The 16,679-nt window shown below is 55.5% G+C and carries 8 protein-coding genes; 1 reads left to right on the forward strand and 7 read right to left on the reverse strand.

Going from position 1 to position 16,679, the window contains the following annotated elements:
• Positions 1 to 43: 43 nt before the first annotated feature.
• Positions 44 to 592, reverse strand: a complete 549-nt coding sequence (locus AC0YNX_RS12860) for a hypothetical protein (RefSeq protein WP_475816052.1) — start codon at positions 590 to 592, stop codon at positions 44 to 46.
• 180 nt (positions 593 to 772) lie between these two features.
• Entirely contained in the window at positions 773 to 1,309 is a 537-nt protein-coding gene (locus AC0YNX_RS12865; protein WP_475816053.1) for an HAD family hydrolase, read from the reverse strand.
• A 242-nt stretch (positions 1,310 to 1,551) separates the two neighbouring features.
• Between AC0YNX_RS12865 and AC0YNX_RS12870 the strand changes: the two genes are divergently transcribed.
• Complete coding sequence (locus AC0YNX_RS12870; RefSeq protein ID WP_475816054.1) at positions 1,552 to 2,871, forward strand: FAD-dependent oxidoreductase; 1,320 nt, start codon at positions 1,552 to 1,554, stop codon at positions 2,869 to 2,871.
• Between the two features lie 128 nt (positions 2,872 to 2,999).
• Here AC0YNX_RS12870 and AC0YNX_RS12875 read toward each other — a convergent pair whose 3' ends face one another.
• The 5 genes from AC0YNX_RS12875 to addB form a co-directional block, all read right to left on the reverse strand.
• Positions 3,000 to 3,611, reverse strand: a complete 612-nt coding sequence (locus AC0YNX_RS12875; RefSeq protein ID WP_475816055.1) for a hypothetical protein — start codon at positions 3,609 to 3,611, stop codon at positions 3,000 to 3,002.
• 117 nt (positions 3,612 to 3,728) lie between these two features.
• Positions 3,729 to 7,391, reverse strand: coding sequence for an AAA family ATPase (locus AC0YNX_RS12880; RefSeq protein WP_475816056.1), 3,663 nt, complete (start codon positions 7,389 to 7,391; stop codon positions 3,729 to 3,731).
• The gene (locus AC0YNX_RS12885; RefSeq protein ID WP_475816057.1) at positions 7,388 to 8,614 is read right to left on the reverse strand and encodes an exonuclease SbcCD subunit D; all 1,227 of its coding nucleotides are present in this window, start codon (positions 8,612 to 8,614) and stop codon (positions 7,388 to 7,390) included. Before AC0YNX_RS12885 ends, AC0YNX_RS12880 begins: the two co-directional genes overlap by 4 nt.
• A gap of 20 nt (positions 8,615 to 8,634) precedes the next feature.
• Positions 8,635 to 12,876, reverse strand: a complete 4,242-nt coding sequence (gene addA / locus AC0YNX_RS12890; protein WP_475816058.1) for a helicase-exonuclease AddAB subunit AddA — start codon at positions 12,874 to 12,876, stop codon at positions 8,635 to 8,637.
• Complete coding sequence (gene addB / locus AC0YNX_RS12895; RefSeq protein ID WP_475816059.1) at positions 12,873 to 16,421, reverse strand: helicase-exonuclease AddAB subunit AddB; 3,549 nt, start codon at positions 16,419 to 16,421, stop codon at positions 12,873 to 12,875. The genes addA and addB overlap by 4 nt, the downstream gene beginning before the upstream one ends.
• Positions 16,422 to 16,679 lie beyond the last annotated feature (258 nt).

The following is a 16,679-nucleotide window of genomic DNA, read 5'->3' on the forward strand; positions in this document are numbered from 1 at the left end:
TACATTTAAAAAAGCCGACGCAAGGTCGGCTTTTGTACTCGGATTAATAGTATGGCAGTAGCGATAATCCAAGCAGCGTCGTCAGCGGGAATACTTGCCGAACGAACCGTCTGCGCGGGAAGAACGGGTATGGATAGATGGGGAAGAATGGTGGTTGCGGGAAGAACGCGCGTTGTTCCACATTGCCGCCGCAAGGCACAGCCAAGCATACGTATTCATCGTCGATATGTTCAACAATGCCATCGCAGCACCAGCCGTCATGTGTGTGCACAAGTACGTAACGGTGCATATGCTCGTGGCATTTTTGTTTCATTTCATGATGTTGGTGCTTTACTTGCTTTTGCATGACCATCGGCTTGTTCTCATGCTTCGTTTCACCTTTTGAAGCATTTCCGCCCTTGGATGCGTTTGAACCTTTGGATACGTTTGATCCTTTGGATGCGTTTGAACCTTTGGACGCGTTATCACTCGCACCTTTTAATCCATTCCAGCCTTTCGATATGTTCCAGCCCTTGGAAGCATTCGACTTTTTGGAAGGCATCGTCTGATTAGGCGCTTTCCCGACTGGGGAAGTCGTAACCTTCTTTTCCATGCTGTTCATGACCTCCTTCATTCTATTAACCATGATATTCGCCCGTGGGCAAATGGCGCCTGTTGACGCGTAAAATAGGCGCTTATCCATGATCCATCCATAGAGGACCGTTGGAGGAGAATTGCAACAATCAAAAGACCCATGCGCATTGGCATGGGTCCCTCATGATTCAGATCAGATCTAGTTAAACACAAGCTCGCGATTTAACTGTTCAACCAACTCAAGCAGCTCGAGAGGCTCGCTAATGGTATAGACTGGCTTCTCCGTTTCATCTGCAGGAGTATGGGGATAGCGTGTCGTCCAGCTTTGAAACACACTCGTAATGCCAAGCGCGTTAGCTCCCTTTACGTCACGGCTCAAATTGTTGCCAACCATAATAATGCGAGAGCAATCGGACTCACTAAGGTCCAGCGCCCCGATCGCCGCCTTGAACATGCGAGGACTTGGCTTGCTCGCTTTGATCGTTTCGGAGTAGATCATCGTCGTAAAATATTCATACAAGTCATTCTGCTTAAATACATTCTTAAACGACTGCGCATCACCATCAGCTACGAGCGCGAGCGTATATCCTCTCTCGAAGAGCGTCTTCACCATCACGTCCGCTCCCGGGATCACATTGGCGCTTACAACTATCCCCTCTTCATCTCTGACTTCGGTGGATTCATCAATAATCGTGTCTCCGCTGTCCAGAAAAATAATTAGTTTCTTGTTATCCATCGTTAATCTTCCTCGCTTTCCTTATTCTGGGATGATGAGTGCTAGATTTATATCAGTTCAATAAATGGTAGCAAATTCCTCCCTTACACGTGCGAACAAAAATCGACACAAGTAGAAGCGGCAGCCGCCCCTTTCGCAAAGGGAATCTATGCCGATTTGATCAGACTATCAGCCATTAATGAGATGGATTGGCATTTTGGTCATGCGTATAATTGGGGTAGACATGAGGGGAGAGTTCGAAAATGAGAGTGGCCATTATCGGTGGCGGTCTAGCGGGCTTGACCGCAGCTGCTTACTTGTCAGAGCAGCCCGGCATCCGGGGTGTTCTATTCGAGCGGAGTCCGCAGCTTGGCGGACGGGCATTTACGTATGAGAAGGCCGGCTTCACGCTTAACTACGGCGCGCATGCCATCTACGGTCTGGACAGGCACACATTATCCGACATGGAGCGCGAGCTGGAGCTACAATTCAGCAGCAAGCAAGTTGACAAACGAAAGGTTATGTACGAGAAAGGCGAGCATCTGACGCCGGCTCCGATGGACTTCGTAAACCTTGTGAAGACTGATATATTAACACCTCTGCAGAAGGTTCGTTTTGTCGGCGAAATTACGGCTATCATCGCAAACATTCATCAAATCAAACACTACGATACGCTTAGTGATTATTTGGCAGAGTCCGGCGCAGCCGAGGATGTAAAAGAGCTGTGGGAGCATCTCGTATGCAGCAACTTCTTCATTACGCCAGAGGATGCAAGGCGCGTTCCTGGAGCCGTTATCAGCGACTATTATCATAACTTATTTCTCTCGCATCGCCCGGTTAACTATGTGCTGGGCAGCTGGGCCGTCATTACGAATCAGCTAAGAGACAAGATTGAGCAGTCTGATCGGTGGTCCATCGCTCTGCAAGAAGGCGTTGACGGCATCCGGTACGAGCAAGGCAAATACTGGCTCAAGACGAAGGCTCGCGAGGAAGAATTCGACCGTGTCGTGTTTGCGATGCCGGTTCAGCAGGTGACGAAGCTGCTCCGCGGAACGCCATGGGAGCCTTTCCTAGCTCCGTACGAGTTCAACACAGCAACAGAGGTTATGGTTTATGATATCGGACTAAGCCACGTCGTAGCGCGTCCGTTCAGTTATATTAGCGATATGAACCACAAACTGTTCATCTCCGATGTTTCGGCGACCGACCATACGCTCGTTCCTGAAGGCGGTCAACTGCTCCAAGGGATCGCCTACCTGAGCGACGAGAGCAATGGCGGCGAAACCGACCGCAAAGCCTATCTGGATGAGAAAACGCAGCAGATGGAGTCGCTGTTCGACCGTCATTATCCAGGCTGGCGCGAAGCTGTTGCCGTTAAGCGCGTGTCGAAGAAAGCGATGGTGCAGAGCGTGAAGAACGTCGCTGGCAACCGTCTGCTGCCAAATCGAATTGAAAGCATGCCGTTCTTCTTCTGCGGCGACGGCTGCGAGGGCAAGGGCGAGTTAGCTGAGCGCGCATTCTCGAGCGGTCGCAAAGCGGCGTCGCTGCTCATTGAGGATATGAAGAAATTGGTGAATCAATAGAGTGTTTGAAGCCCTTCCCTTTTATCTGGGAAGGGCACTCACTAGCCCAGCTAGATCAGCTTTTACCAAACAAAAAAAAGAGGTTGTTCCCTCCTTTAGTCTTGCGACTTGGATGAGGGAACAGCCTCTTATTTGCTCAGGTTCAAAACAGGTGAATCATGCAACGTTTGCTGCAGTTTCTCGGCCATCTCGACCCAATCTTTATCGGCCAGAATGGTCAATGCATTCGTCTCGGACCATGTATCGTGATCGAACGGCTGCATGGTCTCACTGCAGGCTTGATACGTCTTAATTAGAAATTGCAAGAAATCAATCTCATTCGCCTTTAAAGGGCCTTCATGATTACCAAGGTTTGTAAGCCTCGTTTGCGCTTGTTTCATGAATGCTGCGGCGTCCCGTTTGTCTTCTTGAAATGGCTGACCATTCGAAACTTCCGCTTCCTTGATAAACTGAATCACTTGCGGAGCTGTTTGAAAAGCTGCAAGCATCTTGCTCTTATCCGCAAGTCGCGTTGAAACGTCTTGCTTGTCCAGCATATGCTGTGCCGTATCTATAACCAGCTTGAAGTGTGCCTTCGCTTCATTGCCAGACTGAATTATTGTGTTTCCGCGTGCTGCTCGCGTGTCTTGATCGTTCTGAATCTTCTTCGTATACAGCACGACGTTGCCCATTAAGCTCATCGTCAGAATAAGAAGAATGACAGGGGTAAAGATCGGGCGTTTCTTCTGTTGCTCTTGCACGTTTAGGTCCTCCAAGCGTATAACCGCGTTATTTCGATAATCTCCCTACTAAGTTAGCCTTTTCGGAAACGGTTTGCAAGGCTGCTTGCAGGCAAAAATGCAATGTTAACAGAACCGTCACATCGTTTCAAGCGCAACCGTACTGCCTCGTCCAGCTGGTTCCGAAGGCGTTACGATCAACCGTCTAGGCAGTCTCGCGCGAAGCTCTGGCACGTGGCTGATGACACCAACCGTCAACGTCTCATTATGAAGCCGCTCAAGCGCCGTAATGACCGTATCGAGCAGCTCCGGATCGAGCGTACCAAAGCCTTCGTCGAGGAAGAAGAACTGCAGCGGGTATTTGCCGCGCAGCTGGATTTGTCCGGAGAGCGCTAGCGCTAGCGCCAGCGAAGCGAGGAAGGTCTCGCCTCCAGACAAGGTCGATACGGGCCGGCGAATGCCGCCTCCCGCATCATCGCGGATAACGAAACCTCCGCCGGAATCAACTTCCAGTGCATAGCGGCGCTTCGTCAAGAAGCCAAGCCTCTCGGAAGCCGCTCTGCAGACCTGTACAAGCTGCTCCTCAGCCACGTATTCCACAAACGCGTTGCCGCGGAATACCGTTTGGAGCGACTTCAACCTCCCCGTAAGCTGTTCGCTATGGGTGCGCTTCGCTTCGAGCGCATTCCAACGCTCTTGCTTCTGCTTCAGCTCTTCGTGATCCCGTTCAGCTTTGGCAGACAACCCAAGCTGCAGCTCGTTCTCTTGACGGCAGCGTGCAAGCTGCTGGACAGCTGCTTCCCACTCTTCATCGGTCTGACTGCGTCCGCCAAGCTGGTCGCGCAGCAGCTCGATCTGAGCGGCGATTTGGTTACTTGCTTCATGGAACTCCGCAGCTTGCTCGGATAGCTTGCTCTGCTCCGCGAAGCGCGGCTGCAACGCCGCTACCTCTTCGCCGCTATCAAACGGCGAACGTGCGAGCTGCTCCTCCCACTCGGCACCTGCTTCCTCATGTCTGCTTCGTGCAGAGCGCTCTGCTTCCTGCTCTCGGCTCTGGGTCAGCAGCGCATCCTGAAGAGCTGCCTGTGCAGCTTCATGGCGCTCCGTCAGCTGTTTCAGCGAGCTGCGCAGAGCAGATAATTCCTGTTCAGCCGCTGCAATCAATTGCGCTGCTGGGACACCATCTGTCATCGTGCGCAGCTGCTCTTGCTTCTCCAGAAGCTGCTGCTGCTGGCCAGCAAGTTTCTCGGCTAGCGTAGCGGCTTCCAGCTCAGCAGATTGCGCCTGCTTCATGCTCTCTTGCATGGCGAGTGTCTTCTCCTCAATGTAGCTGACACTCTTCTCCAGTCTCGACCGCAGCTCTTCCGAGCTGTTCTCACGGCTTGCAAGCTGCTCAAGCAGCTCTTCAGCATGCTCAGGTGCAAGTTCATCCCCGAACAACTGCTGCCACTTCGTACGTCCCTCTGCCAGCTGGGAATCTGCTTGCTGACGCTGCTCCGAAGCGCGACTCGAGAGAGCAAATTGCGTACGGAGCTCACTTGCAGCTTGCTCGTGCTTACGCACAGCTTCGGCATGCCGATTGCGGCTGCTTGTAAAGCCTCGCTCTGCCGCCTGCAGCCAAGCTTCCTGCACAGCGATCTGTTCGGACAGAGCGGCGAGTGCCTGCTGCGTTGCAAGCAACGCCTCGCCCGAGGACAGGGTTGCAGCAAATAAAGGTGAAACAGCTAAAGACTCCCCTTTAACATGTGAATCTGCTGCCGAGACGCGGCTGGGATCTACCGCTGCGGATAGTACGGACTCCTCTTCGATACTACCCACTGCATCAGCAAAGAGGTCCACTTGCTCCACCTCGTTCGAGTAGAAATCAGCGGAGATTTGTGAATTTGAATCAACGGAGCTAACAGCCTCCGAATCAGAAAGCGCTGCCGTTGCCGCTGCTTCGCTCATCGGTGCAAACAGGGTCCAACCTCCTTGGGTTTCAGCCACCCCATCCTGGCGGATAGCTTCTATGAGACGCTCGCGCGCGGATTCCGCTTTCGTTCCCAGCGGTGTCAGCCGCAGCTGTGCCATCTGAACGTGCTGCTGCACCTGTTCCCATGCCAATACAAGGCTCGCTCTTGCATCCGCTTCCCCTTGCGGCGCTCGATCATGTACGCCGTGATGCGTGCAGGAACCGCATACCGGGCAGGCTTCGCCATCGACAAGCCCTGCCGCCAATTGGGCAGCAAGCGCTTGACGCTCCTGTTCGCGCTGCTCGGCGCGTGTTCGCTCGATCCATTTGGGCAGCATGCTGCCCATTGCGGTCAAGTGACTGCCGATCTCCGACAATTCTGCACAGACGGGCACCAGCTGCTCCAGCTGGCTTCGAACATCTGCCTCCGCCTGTTCCATATCCGTACGAGCCGTCCCGCGAACACCCGTCGCGAGCTCTAGTTGCTGCGAAGCACCATCGCTCTCACGCTGCGCCGCAGTCGACGCAGCGAGCAAATGCTGATGCTGCTGCAGCTGCTTGCCGAGCTTCGCGCGCTTCTCGCGATCGGCGGCGGTCAGCTCGATTCCCTTCAGCTCCTGGCGCAGCTCCGCCTGCTTCGCCGTGGCGCGGCTGAGCTGCTCCTGCGCTTTGGCCGCCTCCGCGCCAAAGCTGTCGTGCCGCTGTGCCGCCGCGCGAGCGCGCAGCTCTCCTTCGGCAGCGTGCTTCGCAAGCGCGGCGGCTTCGCCCTCCAGCCGCTGCGCTTCCGCAAGCTGGCCGAGCCGCAGCGCGAGGCGCGGCTCGCCAGCCGCGGCCTCGGCGGCCGCCGCCGTCCACGCGGCAGCTGCGGCCGTGGCCGCTTCCTGCCGGGCAGCATGCGCCTGCCCGGCTGCTTCGCGGCGCGCCGCTGCAGCGCGCAGCGCCGCGGCGGCGTTGCCTGCGGCAGCGAGCGCGGGCGCGAGCCGCTCCGCCGCCGCGAGGCGCGCAAGCTCGCGCTCGAGCGCCGCAATGCGCGGCGCCTCGGCGAGCAGCTCCGCTTGCCGCGCCTCCTTGCTGCGCAGCGCGGTTAAGCGCTCGCGCACATGCAGCTGCTCCGCGTGCAGCCTCTCCGCATCCGCGAGCGCTGCGCGCGCCGCTGCCGCAGCAGCTGCCGCTTCGCGGTAACGCGCCTCAGCGGCTTCCACCGCTTCGGCAGAGGCGTCGCCGAGGCCATGCTGCTCGGCCGCCGCCTCATTCAGCGCGGCTTCCGCCGCTTTCATGCGCTGATTCAGCTTCAGCGCCAAACCATCGCCGAACCGCTCCAGCCGGAACAACCGCTGCAGCATCGACCGGCGATCCTTGCCCGTCAGCGACAGAAACTCCGCGAACTTCCCTTGTGGAAGAACGACGGCGCGCGTGAAATCTTGCATATTAAGCCCAATATGCGCTTCGACGCAGCGCGTCACATCCGCAAGCTTGTCCGCGATGACAACGTCGCCCGCTTCTGTCAATTCCACGAATCGGCTGATCGTGTTGCTCACGGTCACATCGCCGCTCCGTTTAAACTGCCGCTCGACGCGGTACTGTTTCTTCTCGCCAGCGCCAGCCAGCTCGAATGTAAAAGCAACGGAGAGCGTCTTCTCCGCCTGATTCATAATGCCTTGCGTGCCGTTCGCCGCACGCTCGACTTTGCCGTAGAGCGCAAGCGTCACCGCATCAAGAATACTGGACTTGCCGCTTCCCGTCGGTCCGAATATGCCGAACACGCCTGCTTCGGTCAGCCGTTCAAAATCTACTTCTTGCGTCTCCCGGTAACTCTGCAAACCGCTTAATCGCAGCAATATGGGTTTCATGCGCCTTCCCCTCCTACCTGCTGCTCTAGCCCTTCCTCCGATGAGGACATCAGCGTATCGTTCTCATCCTCTGCGATAAGCTCGAGGAATAATTGCACCGTCTCCGCATCCGGCTCGCCACCGCCTGTTTGACGGGAGAAGAAACGGCGGAACAGCTCTTCGGCAGGAAGTTGCTCGCGAGTACGGTGATCCGCTTCGAGCGCCTCTGCCTGTTCCGGATAGACAGGACGGATATGGATAAGCCCTTCATGAAGCTTGCGCAGCTGCTGTACATGCTGCAAGGTCATTGCCTCGGTCATCCATACATCGAGGTCAATCCAAGCACGCGAGTCACGCCCTTCTTCAATCCAGCTGTATACCTCGCTAATTCCGCCTTTAGCAGACCATCTCACAAGCGGCCTGCCGGAACTTAACAGAATCTCCTGCGGCACGATAAGCTTGCCTGGCTCCGCGTCAAACACCGTTACCGACTTCGCTTGTCCCGCTTCCGAGAAACTGTAAGCAAGCGGCGATCCGCTGTAGCGCATTGTCTCGTCTCCTGCTACCCGCTGAGGACGATGCAAATGCCCAAGAGCCACATATTGCGCCCCAATTTGCAGCGCAGACGGATCAACCGTATACGCGCCGCCAATTTGAATCGGACGCTCGGAGTCAGTCTCCAGACCGCCAAGCACATAGATATGACTCATCGCCAAGTTCACCGTATCCGGCCGGAACGCAGCGCCTAGCTGCGCCATCAGCCGTCCAACCCGCTCCGAATAAGCGGAGCGGAGCGCGCCTTCATCCGTCGCTTCGCTTAACAATTCGCGAAGGCGCGATTCCGATGGATAAGGCAGCGCCGCAATGATGGCCTGCTCACCGGTTCTCGCAACGTCGATGACCATCGGATCAGCTGTAGGCATACCAATGAGTTGAATGCCGCTCCTTGCCGCAAGCGGAGCTGAAGCCGACACCCGTTCCGGATGATCGTGATTGCCCGCTATGACCGCAATCGTTCTTTTGCCGCCATCTGCCAGCCTTGCTACCGCCTCGTAAAACAGCTGCTCCGCTGCTGCCGGCGGATTGACAGAATCATAGACATCCCCTGCGAGCATGACGAGATCAATCTGTTCGTCCTTTACAAGCTGAGCCAGCTCATCGACAAAAGCCTCCTGCTCCTCTAATCGGCTGCGGCCTTCAAGCGAACGCCCGAAATGCCAGTCTGCCGTATGCAGTATCCGCATCGCCAGTTTCCTTCCCCTCGTTAAAACAATTTTACTGCTTGTCCCCCATCGAAGAAGAACACATAACATTCGTCTATTTTCCGGCCAATGACAGTCTCAATCGCTTCTGCATACAGCGTCAGCTGGAATCGGTGGCGCTCAGCTGCCTGCTCCCACTGCTTCATCTGTATCCGATCTGTTTTATAATCAAGCAGCACCAACCCCTGCTCATCTTCGAACAAACAGTCAATTACCCCTTGGATCAGAATCGGCTCTTCATCTAGCGACTTGTCCCACCCCGGGTATACCCGCGAAGCCGGGAATGTGCAGCTGAATGGCGTCTCTCGCCGAACCCACTGTGCTTCAAGCAGCCGCTTGCCAACCCCACTCTGGAAAAATGCCGCCGAACCCGCGATATCAACCGCTTCCGCTTGCTGCTTCGACAGCATCGACTGCTCCCTCAACCGGTTAACAGTCTCGCGCACCGTTTCTTCAGACACTGCATCCGTGATCGGGATGTGCTGCATGACCAAGTGACTCACCGTTCCCCGCTCCGCAGCAGTCAGCGAAGCTTCTTCCATGAACTTCGGACGGCGCAGACGGAATGTATACTCGCCTCCGCCTGACTTGGTCGCTGAAGCTTCAAACTTCCTTCCAGCTTCGTTGAGCGGCTTCGCTTCGTGGACAAGACTAGCTGCTTCTTCATCGAAGAAAAGCTCTACCTGACCTTCATCCTCCGCCATCGCAAACAGATCTAGCTGAACGACTTCGCCAGTTTGCTCTTCCAGCTCTTCAATCTCTACTTCATGTTCTTCAAGCTCTTCCCCTTCAATCTCCTCGCCGATATCCGCCAAGCTCGCTGTTTCTGCTGCTTCAGCTGCCTCCGCAATTTCCGGCAGCAACAGCACGTCTTCATCCGCGCCGAACTCGGCATGCAGCCGCTTCATCTCGGTTACGGAGCTTTTCGCGGCCGTTGTCGTAGCTGCCGAGTACGGATAACGCCAACTCAGCCTTCTATCAATCTCGCTTGCAGCTTCATCTGACATGGGCAGCGGAACAAGAGATTGAACAGCCTGCATCCGCTGGGCGAAAGCTGCCATCTCTTCGGTATCCTCTACAGTACCAGCAGCAGCTTCAAGCCCTAACACGGAAGCCGGGACGACCCCAGTCTTCCAATCTTTAAATGCACGCACGCGGCTAAGCTCATCCTCGATTACCGGCTGTTCCAATGCTTCCGCAGCATCAACTTCAACGCTCGCTAGTGAATCAAGCGCAGAATTCAGCTCAGAGTCTGCTTGCTCCACCACAATCGGAAAGCCTGCCTCCATCGCAAGCGGTCCGAGCCAATCGATAAACTTGGATGCTCCGGCAATGCGGAAGTCAGGCAACTGACCTTCACGATCAAGCGCAGAAGACCAGCGCTGCAGCTGCTTCTCGGCATCGGCAACGGTGCCGACGAGGAACATTTTCTCCTTCGGCCTTGTCAGCGCCACGTACAGAATTCGCATTTCCTCGGCAAGTGTCTCCATGCCAAGCCGCTGGCGAATCGCCAAATACGGCAGCGTCGGATAGCTTACGCGCAGTTCTGTATCAACATAGCGCGGCCCGAATCCAAGCTGCTTGTGCATGAGGAACGGACTGGTCAGATCGCGTTTGTTAAATTGCTTGCCGAGCCCGGCAGCAAATACGACAGGGAACTCAAGTCCCTTACTCTTATGAATGGACATGATGCGAACGACATCTTCCTGTTCGCCCAGCGCCCTAGCTGTGCCAAGGTCGCCGCCGCTCTCTCGCATCCGGTCAATAAACCGAAGGAACCGGAATAAGCCGCGCAATGTCGTCGCTTCGTATTGACGAGTGCGGTCATGCAGCGCGCGTAAGTTCGCTTGACGTTGCAAGCCGCCCGTCATCCCGCCGACGAGATCGTAATAGCCGGTTTCGCGGTAAATGCGCCATAGCAGATCAGCGAGCGCTCCTTGCCGCGCTTCCTCCCGCCATTCTTCAAGCGAAGCGAGGAATCGGACAAGCTTTCGCTGTGTCTCTTCCGGAATTGTCGGATCATCTGCCGCTAGACGAACTGCCTCGTAATAAGCAACTCGCCCGCCAGCTATGCGGATGAGCGCAAGCTCTTCGCCTGTTAATCCGACAAGCGGTGAGCGAAGCGTCCCCGCAAGCGGAATGTCTTGATACGGATTGTCAATAACACGAAGCAGCGACAGCATCGTCTCCACTTCAGTCGCTTCGAAGTAACCGCTGCTCAGCTCCGCATAAGCCGGAATCCCGTGCTGCTGAAGCTCCTCGATTATCGTCGGCGCCCACTGCTTGTCTGCCCGCAGCAGGATAACAATATCGCGCCAAGCAAGCGGACGTTTCCGTCCTTTTTTGCCATCGTAAACCTGGAATGGCTCCTCGATTGCAGCGCCAACGCTTGCCTGCAATCCTTTCAATCTAAGAATCTGGCTCGCAATCCATCGTGCCTCAAGCTGCACCGTCTGCAAGTCTTCAGCCGGCTCCGCATCAGAGCTGCCTTCGCTCTCACTCTCACTGCTCTCATCCGGTTCGATGTCCGCTTGGCTAGAACCTTTGCCGCCTTTATCGAGTATCGCGAACTCGACCGCATATCGCTCTGGTGCTCCGCCATCACTCGCAGGCGGGTAGGACGCGCCGCACACGAGCTCTGCCCGCTCGTCATAGTCCATCTCTGCTGCTTTCTCGCGCATGATAGCCCGGAACACATTGTTGACGCCGTCAACTACCTCTTGCCGGCTGCGGAAGTTACGAGCCAAATCGATCCGAACACCGTATTCATCATCAGCGTTAATGTCAGCTCCGCCATCATTAACCGTCGCTTCTGACATATCGTCCGAAGTTAAATAAGTTTTATATTTGCGCAGGAACAAACCCGGCTCCGCCAAACGGAACCGATAGATACTTTGCTTCACGTCGCCAACCATGAATCGGTTGCCTTTGCCCGGCCTTGCAATTAAGGAAACAATCGCTTCCTGCACCATGTTCGTATCCTGGTACTCATCGAGCAGTACCTCTTGGAATTGCTGCTGGTATTCGATCGCCGCTGCCGAAGGGACCATCTGAGCTGGCGTAGATGAGCTGTCTCGCAATATCCGCAAACAATAATGCTCCATATCCCCAAAGTCGATAAGCCCTTTCTCAAGCTTGGCAGCTTCGAAACGGCTGCCGAATTCGTCAGCGAGGCCGGCGAGCGTCTCCATAAGCGGAGCCATCTCTCCAAGCTCAGCAGCGAACTGCTCCGGCGTGCGGGTGAACAGCTCATCGGTCATATCCGAGATAAGCTTCTTCACGGAATCACGAAGCTCCTTTGCCTGCTCCTGCAGCCCTTTGTCACATGCATCCCCACGCTGGCTCTTAAGCTTGCTGAAGCTTGCCGTAGTGAACGCTTCATGCCATGTCTCCCACGGCTCATGGTTCACCTTGCGCTGTAGCGCATGAATGACGTTCAGATCATCCTGGAACGTTTCGGCGTATGCATCTGGTCCTGCCGGCAGCCGCGTAATGTCCATCGCTTGTTCGAGCAGGCTCTGCGCCCCTTGCAGCGACATATTGACAGCAGCCGCAATGCTCTGCACCCACTCGGTACGTCCAAGCTCTTCAGCATCTCTCACGCGGAATGCTGCTGCCGTATCCTGCAGCCAAGCTTTGGGCCAAGGATGGCTTTGCGAGAAGTTGTAGAGCTTCATGACAAGTGCATACAACGGCTCATCGCCGCGCTCTCCGCCGAATCGCTCAACCAGCTCATAGAAGGCTTGTCCTTCTTCACTATCTATTGCTTCGTAGTGCTCTTCGAACAACGCATCAAGCACGTCCATCCGCAGCAATTCCGCTTCCGTCTCGTTTGCTATGCGAAAGCCCGGATCAAGCCCTATCAACGAATAGTAGCGACGGATTACATCAAGACAGAAGGAATGAAGCGTCGTAATGGACGCTCGCCCCATCAGTGCAAGCTGCCTGCGAAGATGATCGGAGCCCGGATTCTTGTCGAGCTCCTTCTCAAGCGCGATTCGTATCCGCTCTTTCATTTCGGCAGCAGCCGCTTTGGTGAAGGTTGCGACGAGCAGTCTGTCGACATCGGTATCGGCTGAGATTTTGCGGATAATCCGTTCGACGAGGACTGCAGTCTTGCCGGAGCCTGCAGCCGCAGCAACCAGAATGTTGCTGCCGCTCGTTACAATGGCTCGCCATTGATCATCCGTCCATGTGCTGCCTATCGGCTTCGGCGGTATTGAAGCTATCGCTGACGTCGTCATTGTTCATGCTCCTCCTTCTTATGTTGATTCGGCTGCTCGTCCGCAGCATGATCCTCGTCGTCTCCTGACGCGAGAAGCTCCCACACTTCGTCTTTGCCCGGCTTGTTCAGCTTCGTATAGCAGTTGCCTTCGATCAATGGATCGAAATGACAGACTGGCTTATAGGCACAGAATTGGCATGGCGTCTTCCCTCCAAGCCGGTAAGGCGCGATTGATACGTCGCCGCCCGCGATTCGCTCGCCAATTCGGCGCAGCGTTCCTCGCACCGACTTACGCAGCGTTCCCCACTGCTCATCGGACACGACAGAGGAGCTGCTGTAGAAGCCTCCGTCGCGCTTCAGCGCAAGCGGAAGCAGCTCGGAATACCCGGTAGCTAACGTGTTATCCATCATTCGGACCGTTTCTTCATCTGCGAGCACAAGCCCCTTCAGCTTGAATCGCTTCAATATCTCCGTTTGCGCTTTCGCTGGCAGCATGCCGTTGGATGAAGAGAGCATCGGATTATGCACATGGAAGTACAACGCGCCGGCCGCCTTCGCCGGCTGACCCAGCCACTCCGGCGCATGCGTCAGAAGGACGTCCAAATACGTCAGCATTTGGAGCGCCATCCCGTAAGCTACCTCCTCAAGCCGAAGCTGCTTGGCGCTGGACTTGTAGTCGATGACGCGCAGCAGAAGACCGTCTGTCGTCTGTGCCGCATCTACACGGTCAATCCGGCCGACCATCTCAAGCGTTCTTCCGCCGGACAGTGGAATCGTAACCGGAGGCAGCGGGCCATCCGGTCCGAAGCCGATTTCAAGACCAATCGGCTGGAATTGTGCACGCCGAGCATGCTCGCCAAGAATAATCGCCGCCTGGCTAATAATATCGCGCAGCTTGCGCGCCACATATTGATGACGGCTGCTGCTGAACAAGATTTGCGATTGCAGCCGCTGCGCCAATTCGCCAACGACTTCAGCGGACAGCTGGCGCAGCTGCTCCGGCGTGTACGCGCCGAACTGATCGCCAAGCGCCTCCGTGAGTCGGTTCAGCGCAGCGTGGAATAGCTGTCCGATGTCCGGCGCAGCAAGCTTGTACATGTCTCGCTCACGAAGCCGTAGACCATGTATGGCAAAATGCTGAAACGGACAAGATACGAAACGTTCCATCCGCGATACGCTGCCGCGAAGCCTCTGTCCATAGAGCAAATGAGCGGTTTCATAGGACAGCGATACTTCTTCATTGTTATATTGGAGCGAAGCAACTAGCCTCTGCAGCTTGTCCTGCCACTGCGGGCGGACAGCGAACCAGTTGTACGCTTCCCACCAGATCGGAGCAATCTCGCCGCCATGCTTCCAGCTTCGCAGCTGTGTAATCAGATAGGACAGCGTACGCTCCGAATGCGCCATGAAGGCTTGCTGCTCGCTCTCCGGCATGCTCGGAACCGGCTCGCCAGCTACATTCTCTTCCTGTAAGCCAGGGAAGAGCTGTTTCAAATGCCTTATGACCTCAGATGGATGCAGGCTCTTGCCTTCCTCATCCGCCAGCGGCCAGCTAATCCACAGATGTTTACTTGGCGTTGTCAGCGCGCCATAGATCATGAAGCGCTCGTCGAGCAGCTTCCGGCGTACGCCCGGCGCCATCACGAGACCCCCGTACTCAAGCGTCTCGCGCTCAGCCTCCGTTAGTACGCCGTCTTCCTGCATGCGCTGCGGCATGACACCATCGTTCGCGCCAAGCAGGTAGCATACCGACACTTGTCCTGAACGCGTCCGATCCATGCTACCGATCAGCACTTGGTCGAGCGATGGCGGTACCGAGGCGAGCTTCAAGCTCTCAAGCCCCGTCTCCACCATTCCTGCGAAGAGCTCTACCGGCATCGCTTCCGCGCCGGTCATCTCTGTCAGCTGATCGAGCAGATCCATTACACCGTCCCACAACTGGCGATGCTCTCGCGCCTTTAGCGGATTGCCGCCGGCAACCGCTTTGCGGCTCCAACGCTCCAGCCGATCCGGCACTTCGATAGCAATGAATAAGCGATACAATGCCTCGCACATTTGCCTGACGCTACTCGCCTTCTTCAATTCGCGCGTAAACTTACGGATTACAGGTATCACGGCTTCTCTTGCAGCCATAATAACTTCGAACTCGCGCAGTTCCTTCTCTCCCGCCAAGGCAGGATCGCCTTCGAGCGTATCCCGCATCATAGGCTTCCATTGGCTGAGCGTCGTCCAGCGATTGCCGTTCATCCCTGTCGCGAGCGCATGATTCTCTAGCAAATCAAAGCTCTCGCGCGTCAAGCTGCCGTCCTCTGGTATGAGCAGCTCCGTCTTAATGCAGCGGAATACGGCCTCGAACCGCCAGCCATGCACCGCAATCTCCAGTGCCGAACGAATGAACTCGACAAAAGGATGATGCAGCGCTGCGTTCTTCTGATCGAGAAAATACGGTATTTCATAATCAGCAAATACCGCTTTAATATAGTCGTTATAATCCGGCGCATTGCGAACCATAACCGCCAAGTCGCGGTATCTTGCGCCTTCATCGCGCACTCTGCGCACAATATCACGCGCTACCGCTTCTACTTCAGCCCTACGTCCTGCTGTTGCGTGCAGCGAAACGCCGCCATCACGCAGCTCATCTTCGGTGAGCGTAAGCCGTCCCCGTCCGCCATAGTACCGTTCCACATGCGCGAGCATTGGGTTCTCCCGGAATCGGTACGGCGTTCCTTCCAGAAACAGCGGTTCCTCTATCGTCACGCCGTTCGCAATCGCTATATCTCTCAGCTTCATATACGTCTCTGCCGTCGGACGGAATAAGTCCAGCTCATGAGGCTGCTCGCCTAGCTCATAGAGCTTATCGAGGCAGAGCGTGATCGTCATTGCTTTGCTATGCTTCATGAGCGATGCCAGCGCATCAAATTCCTTTGGCGTGAAGCCGTGGAACCCATCCACCCATATTTGTGTATCCGCCATGGAAGGCGCTTGATGAAAGCCGCGAATAAGCCAGCTCAAATAATCCTCTGCATCTACATAGAGCCCTTCCAGCTCTTGTTCGAGGTGTTCGGAAATTCGCATAAGATCATTCAGCTTCCGCCCGAGCAGCGAAGTGCTCTTCTGCGGCAACCGATTGATCGCATAGTCCGATAGCTGCGAAGCGTCAATGCCATATCGCTTGAGCTCCGTCATCAGCTCGCCCAGCCGCTCGATAAAACCGTGCTGCGTATGCGACCCTTGGAACAGCTGCAATTGCTCCTCGAGACGATGGACGATTTTGTACAGCAGCATGTTCTTGCCGTTCTCGCTAATCGGAATAAGCGCTGTACCGCCGGTTTCCTGCATGATCCGGAACGACAGCCGCCGGAAGCTGAGCGCTTGCGCCCTTATACTGCCTTTAAGCTCCGAATGATTCAGCAGCTCGTATTCCGTCTGGAATGTCGCCTGCTCCGGCACCAAAATCACGATAGGCGGTCCTTCCGGCTGCTCCAGCACCTGCTGTCTAATCTCATCCAGACAATGGTGCGTCTTGCCTGAGCCTGAGCGGCCAATTACAAAACGAAGCGTCATGACCTGCCAACCTCTCTCCTCTATTCGATTCTATTATTCTACCATAGGCGATCCACTCATTTCATCCTATAATACAAACATTTGTTCTTATTCTTACAAGGTAAATAGTGCAATGGAGGGATTAGCCAGCGTAACAAATGATTATAGCTGTTCTTTCGCTTGCTGGTTGTTCGCTTGCTATGGCTTAATATAGATGTCGGGCCCGACGAATCTTCGCGAAAGGAGATGATCCAATTGATCAACCAAAACGAGGTGGCT

The organism is Paenibacillus sp. J31R98, assembly GCF_056269245.1.

Bases quoted from the DNA above. Each gene is read 5' to 3' on its own strand.
- AC0YNX_RS12870 (WP_475816054.1), top strand. From the start codon at position 1,552: ATGAGAGTGGCCATTATCGGTGGCGGTCTAGCGGGCTTGACCGCAGCT.
- AC0YNX_RS12860 (WP_475816052.1), bottom strand. From the start codon at position 592: ATGGAAAAGAAGGTTACGACTTCCCCAGTCGGGAAAGCGCCTAATCAG.
- AC0YNX_RS12885 (WP_475816057.1), bottom strand. From the start codon at position 8,614: ATGCGGATACTGCATACGGCAGACTGGCATTTCGGGCGTTCGCTTGAA.
- addA (WP_475816058.1), bottom strand. From the start codon at position 12,876: ATGACGACGTCAGCGATAGCTTCAATACCGCCGAAGCCGATAGGCAGC.
- AC0YNX_RS12880 (WP_475816056.1), bottom strand. From the start codon at position 7,391: ATGAAACCCATATTGCTGCGATTAAGCGGTTTGCAGAGTTACCGGGAG.
- addB (WP_475816059.1), bottom strand. From the start codon at position 16,421: ATGACGCTTCGTTTTGTAATTGGCCGCTCAGGCTCAGGCAAGACGCAC.
- AC0YNX_RS12865 (WP_475816053.1), bottom strand. From the start codon at position 1,309: ATGGATAACAAGAAACTAATTATTTTTCTGGACAGCGGAGACACGATT.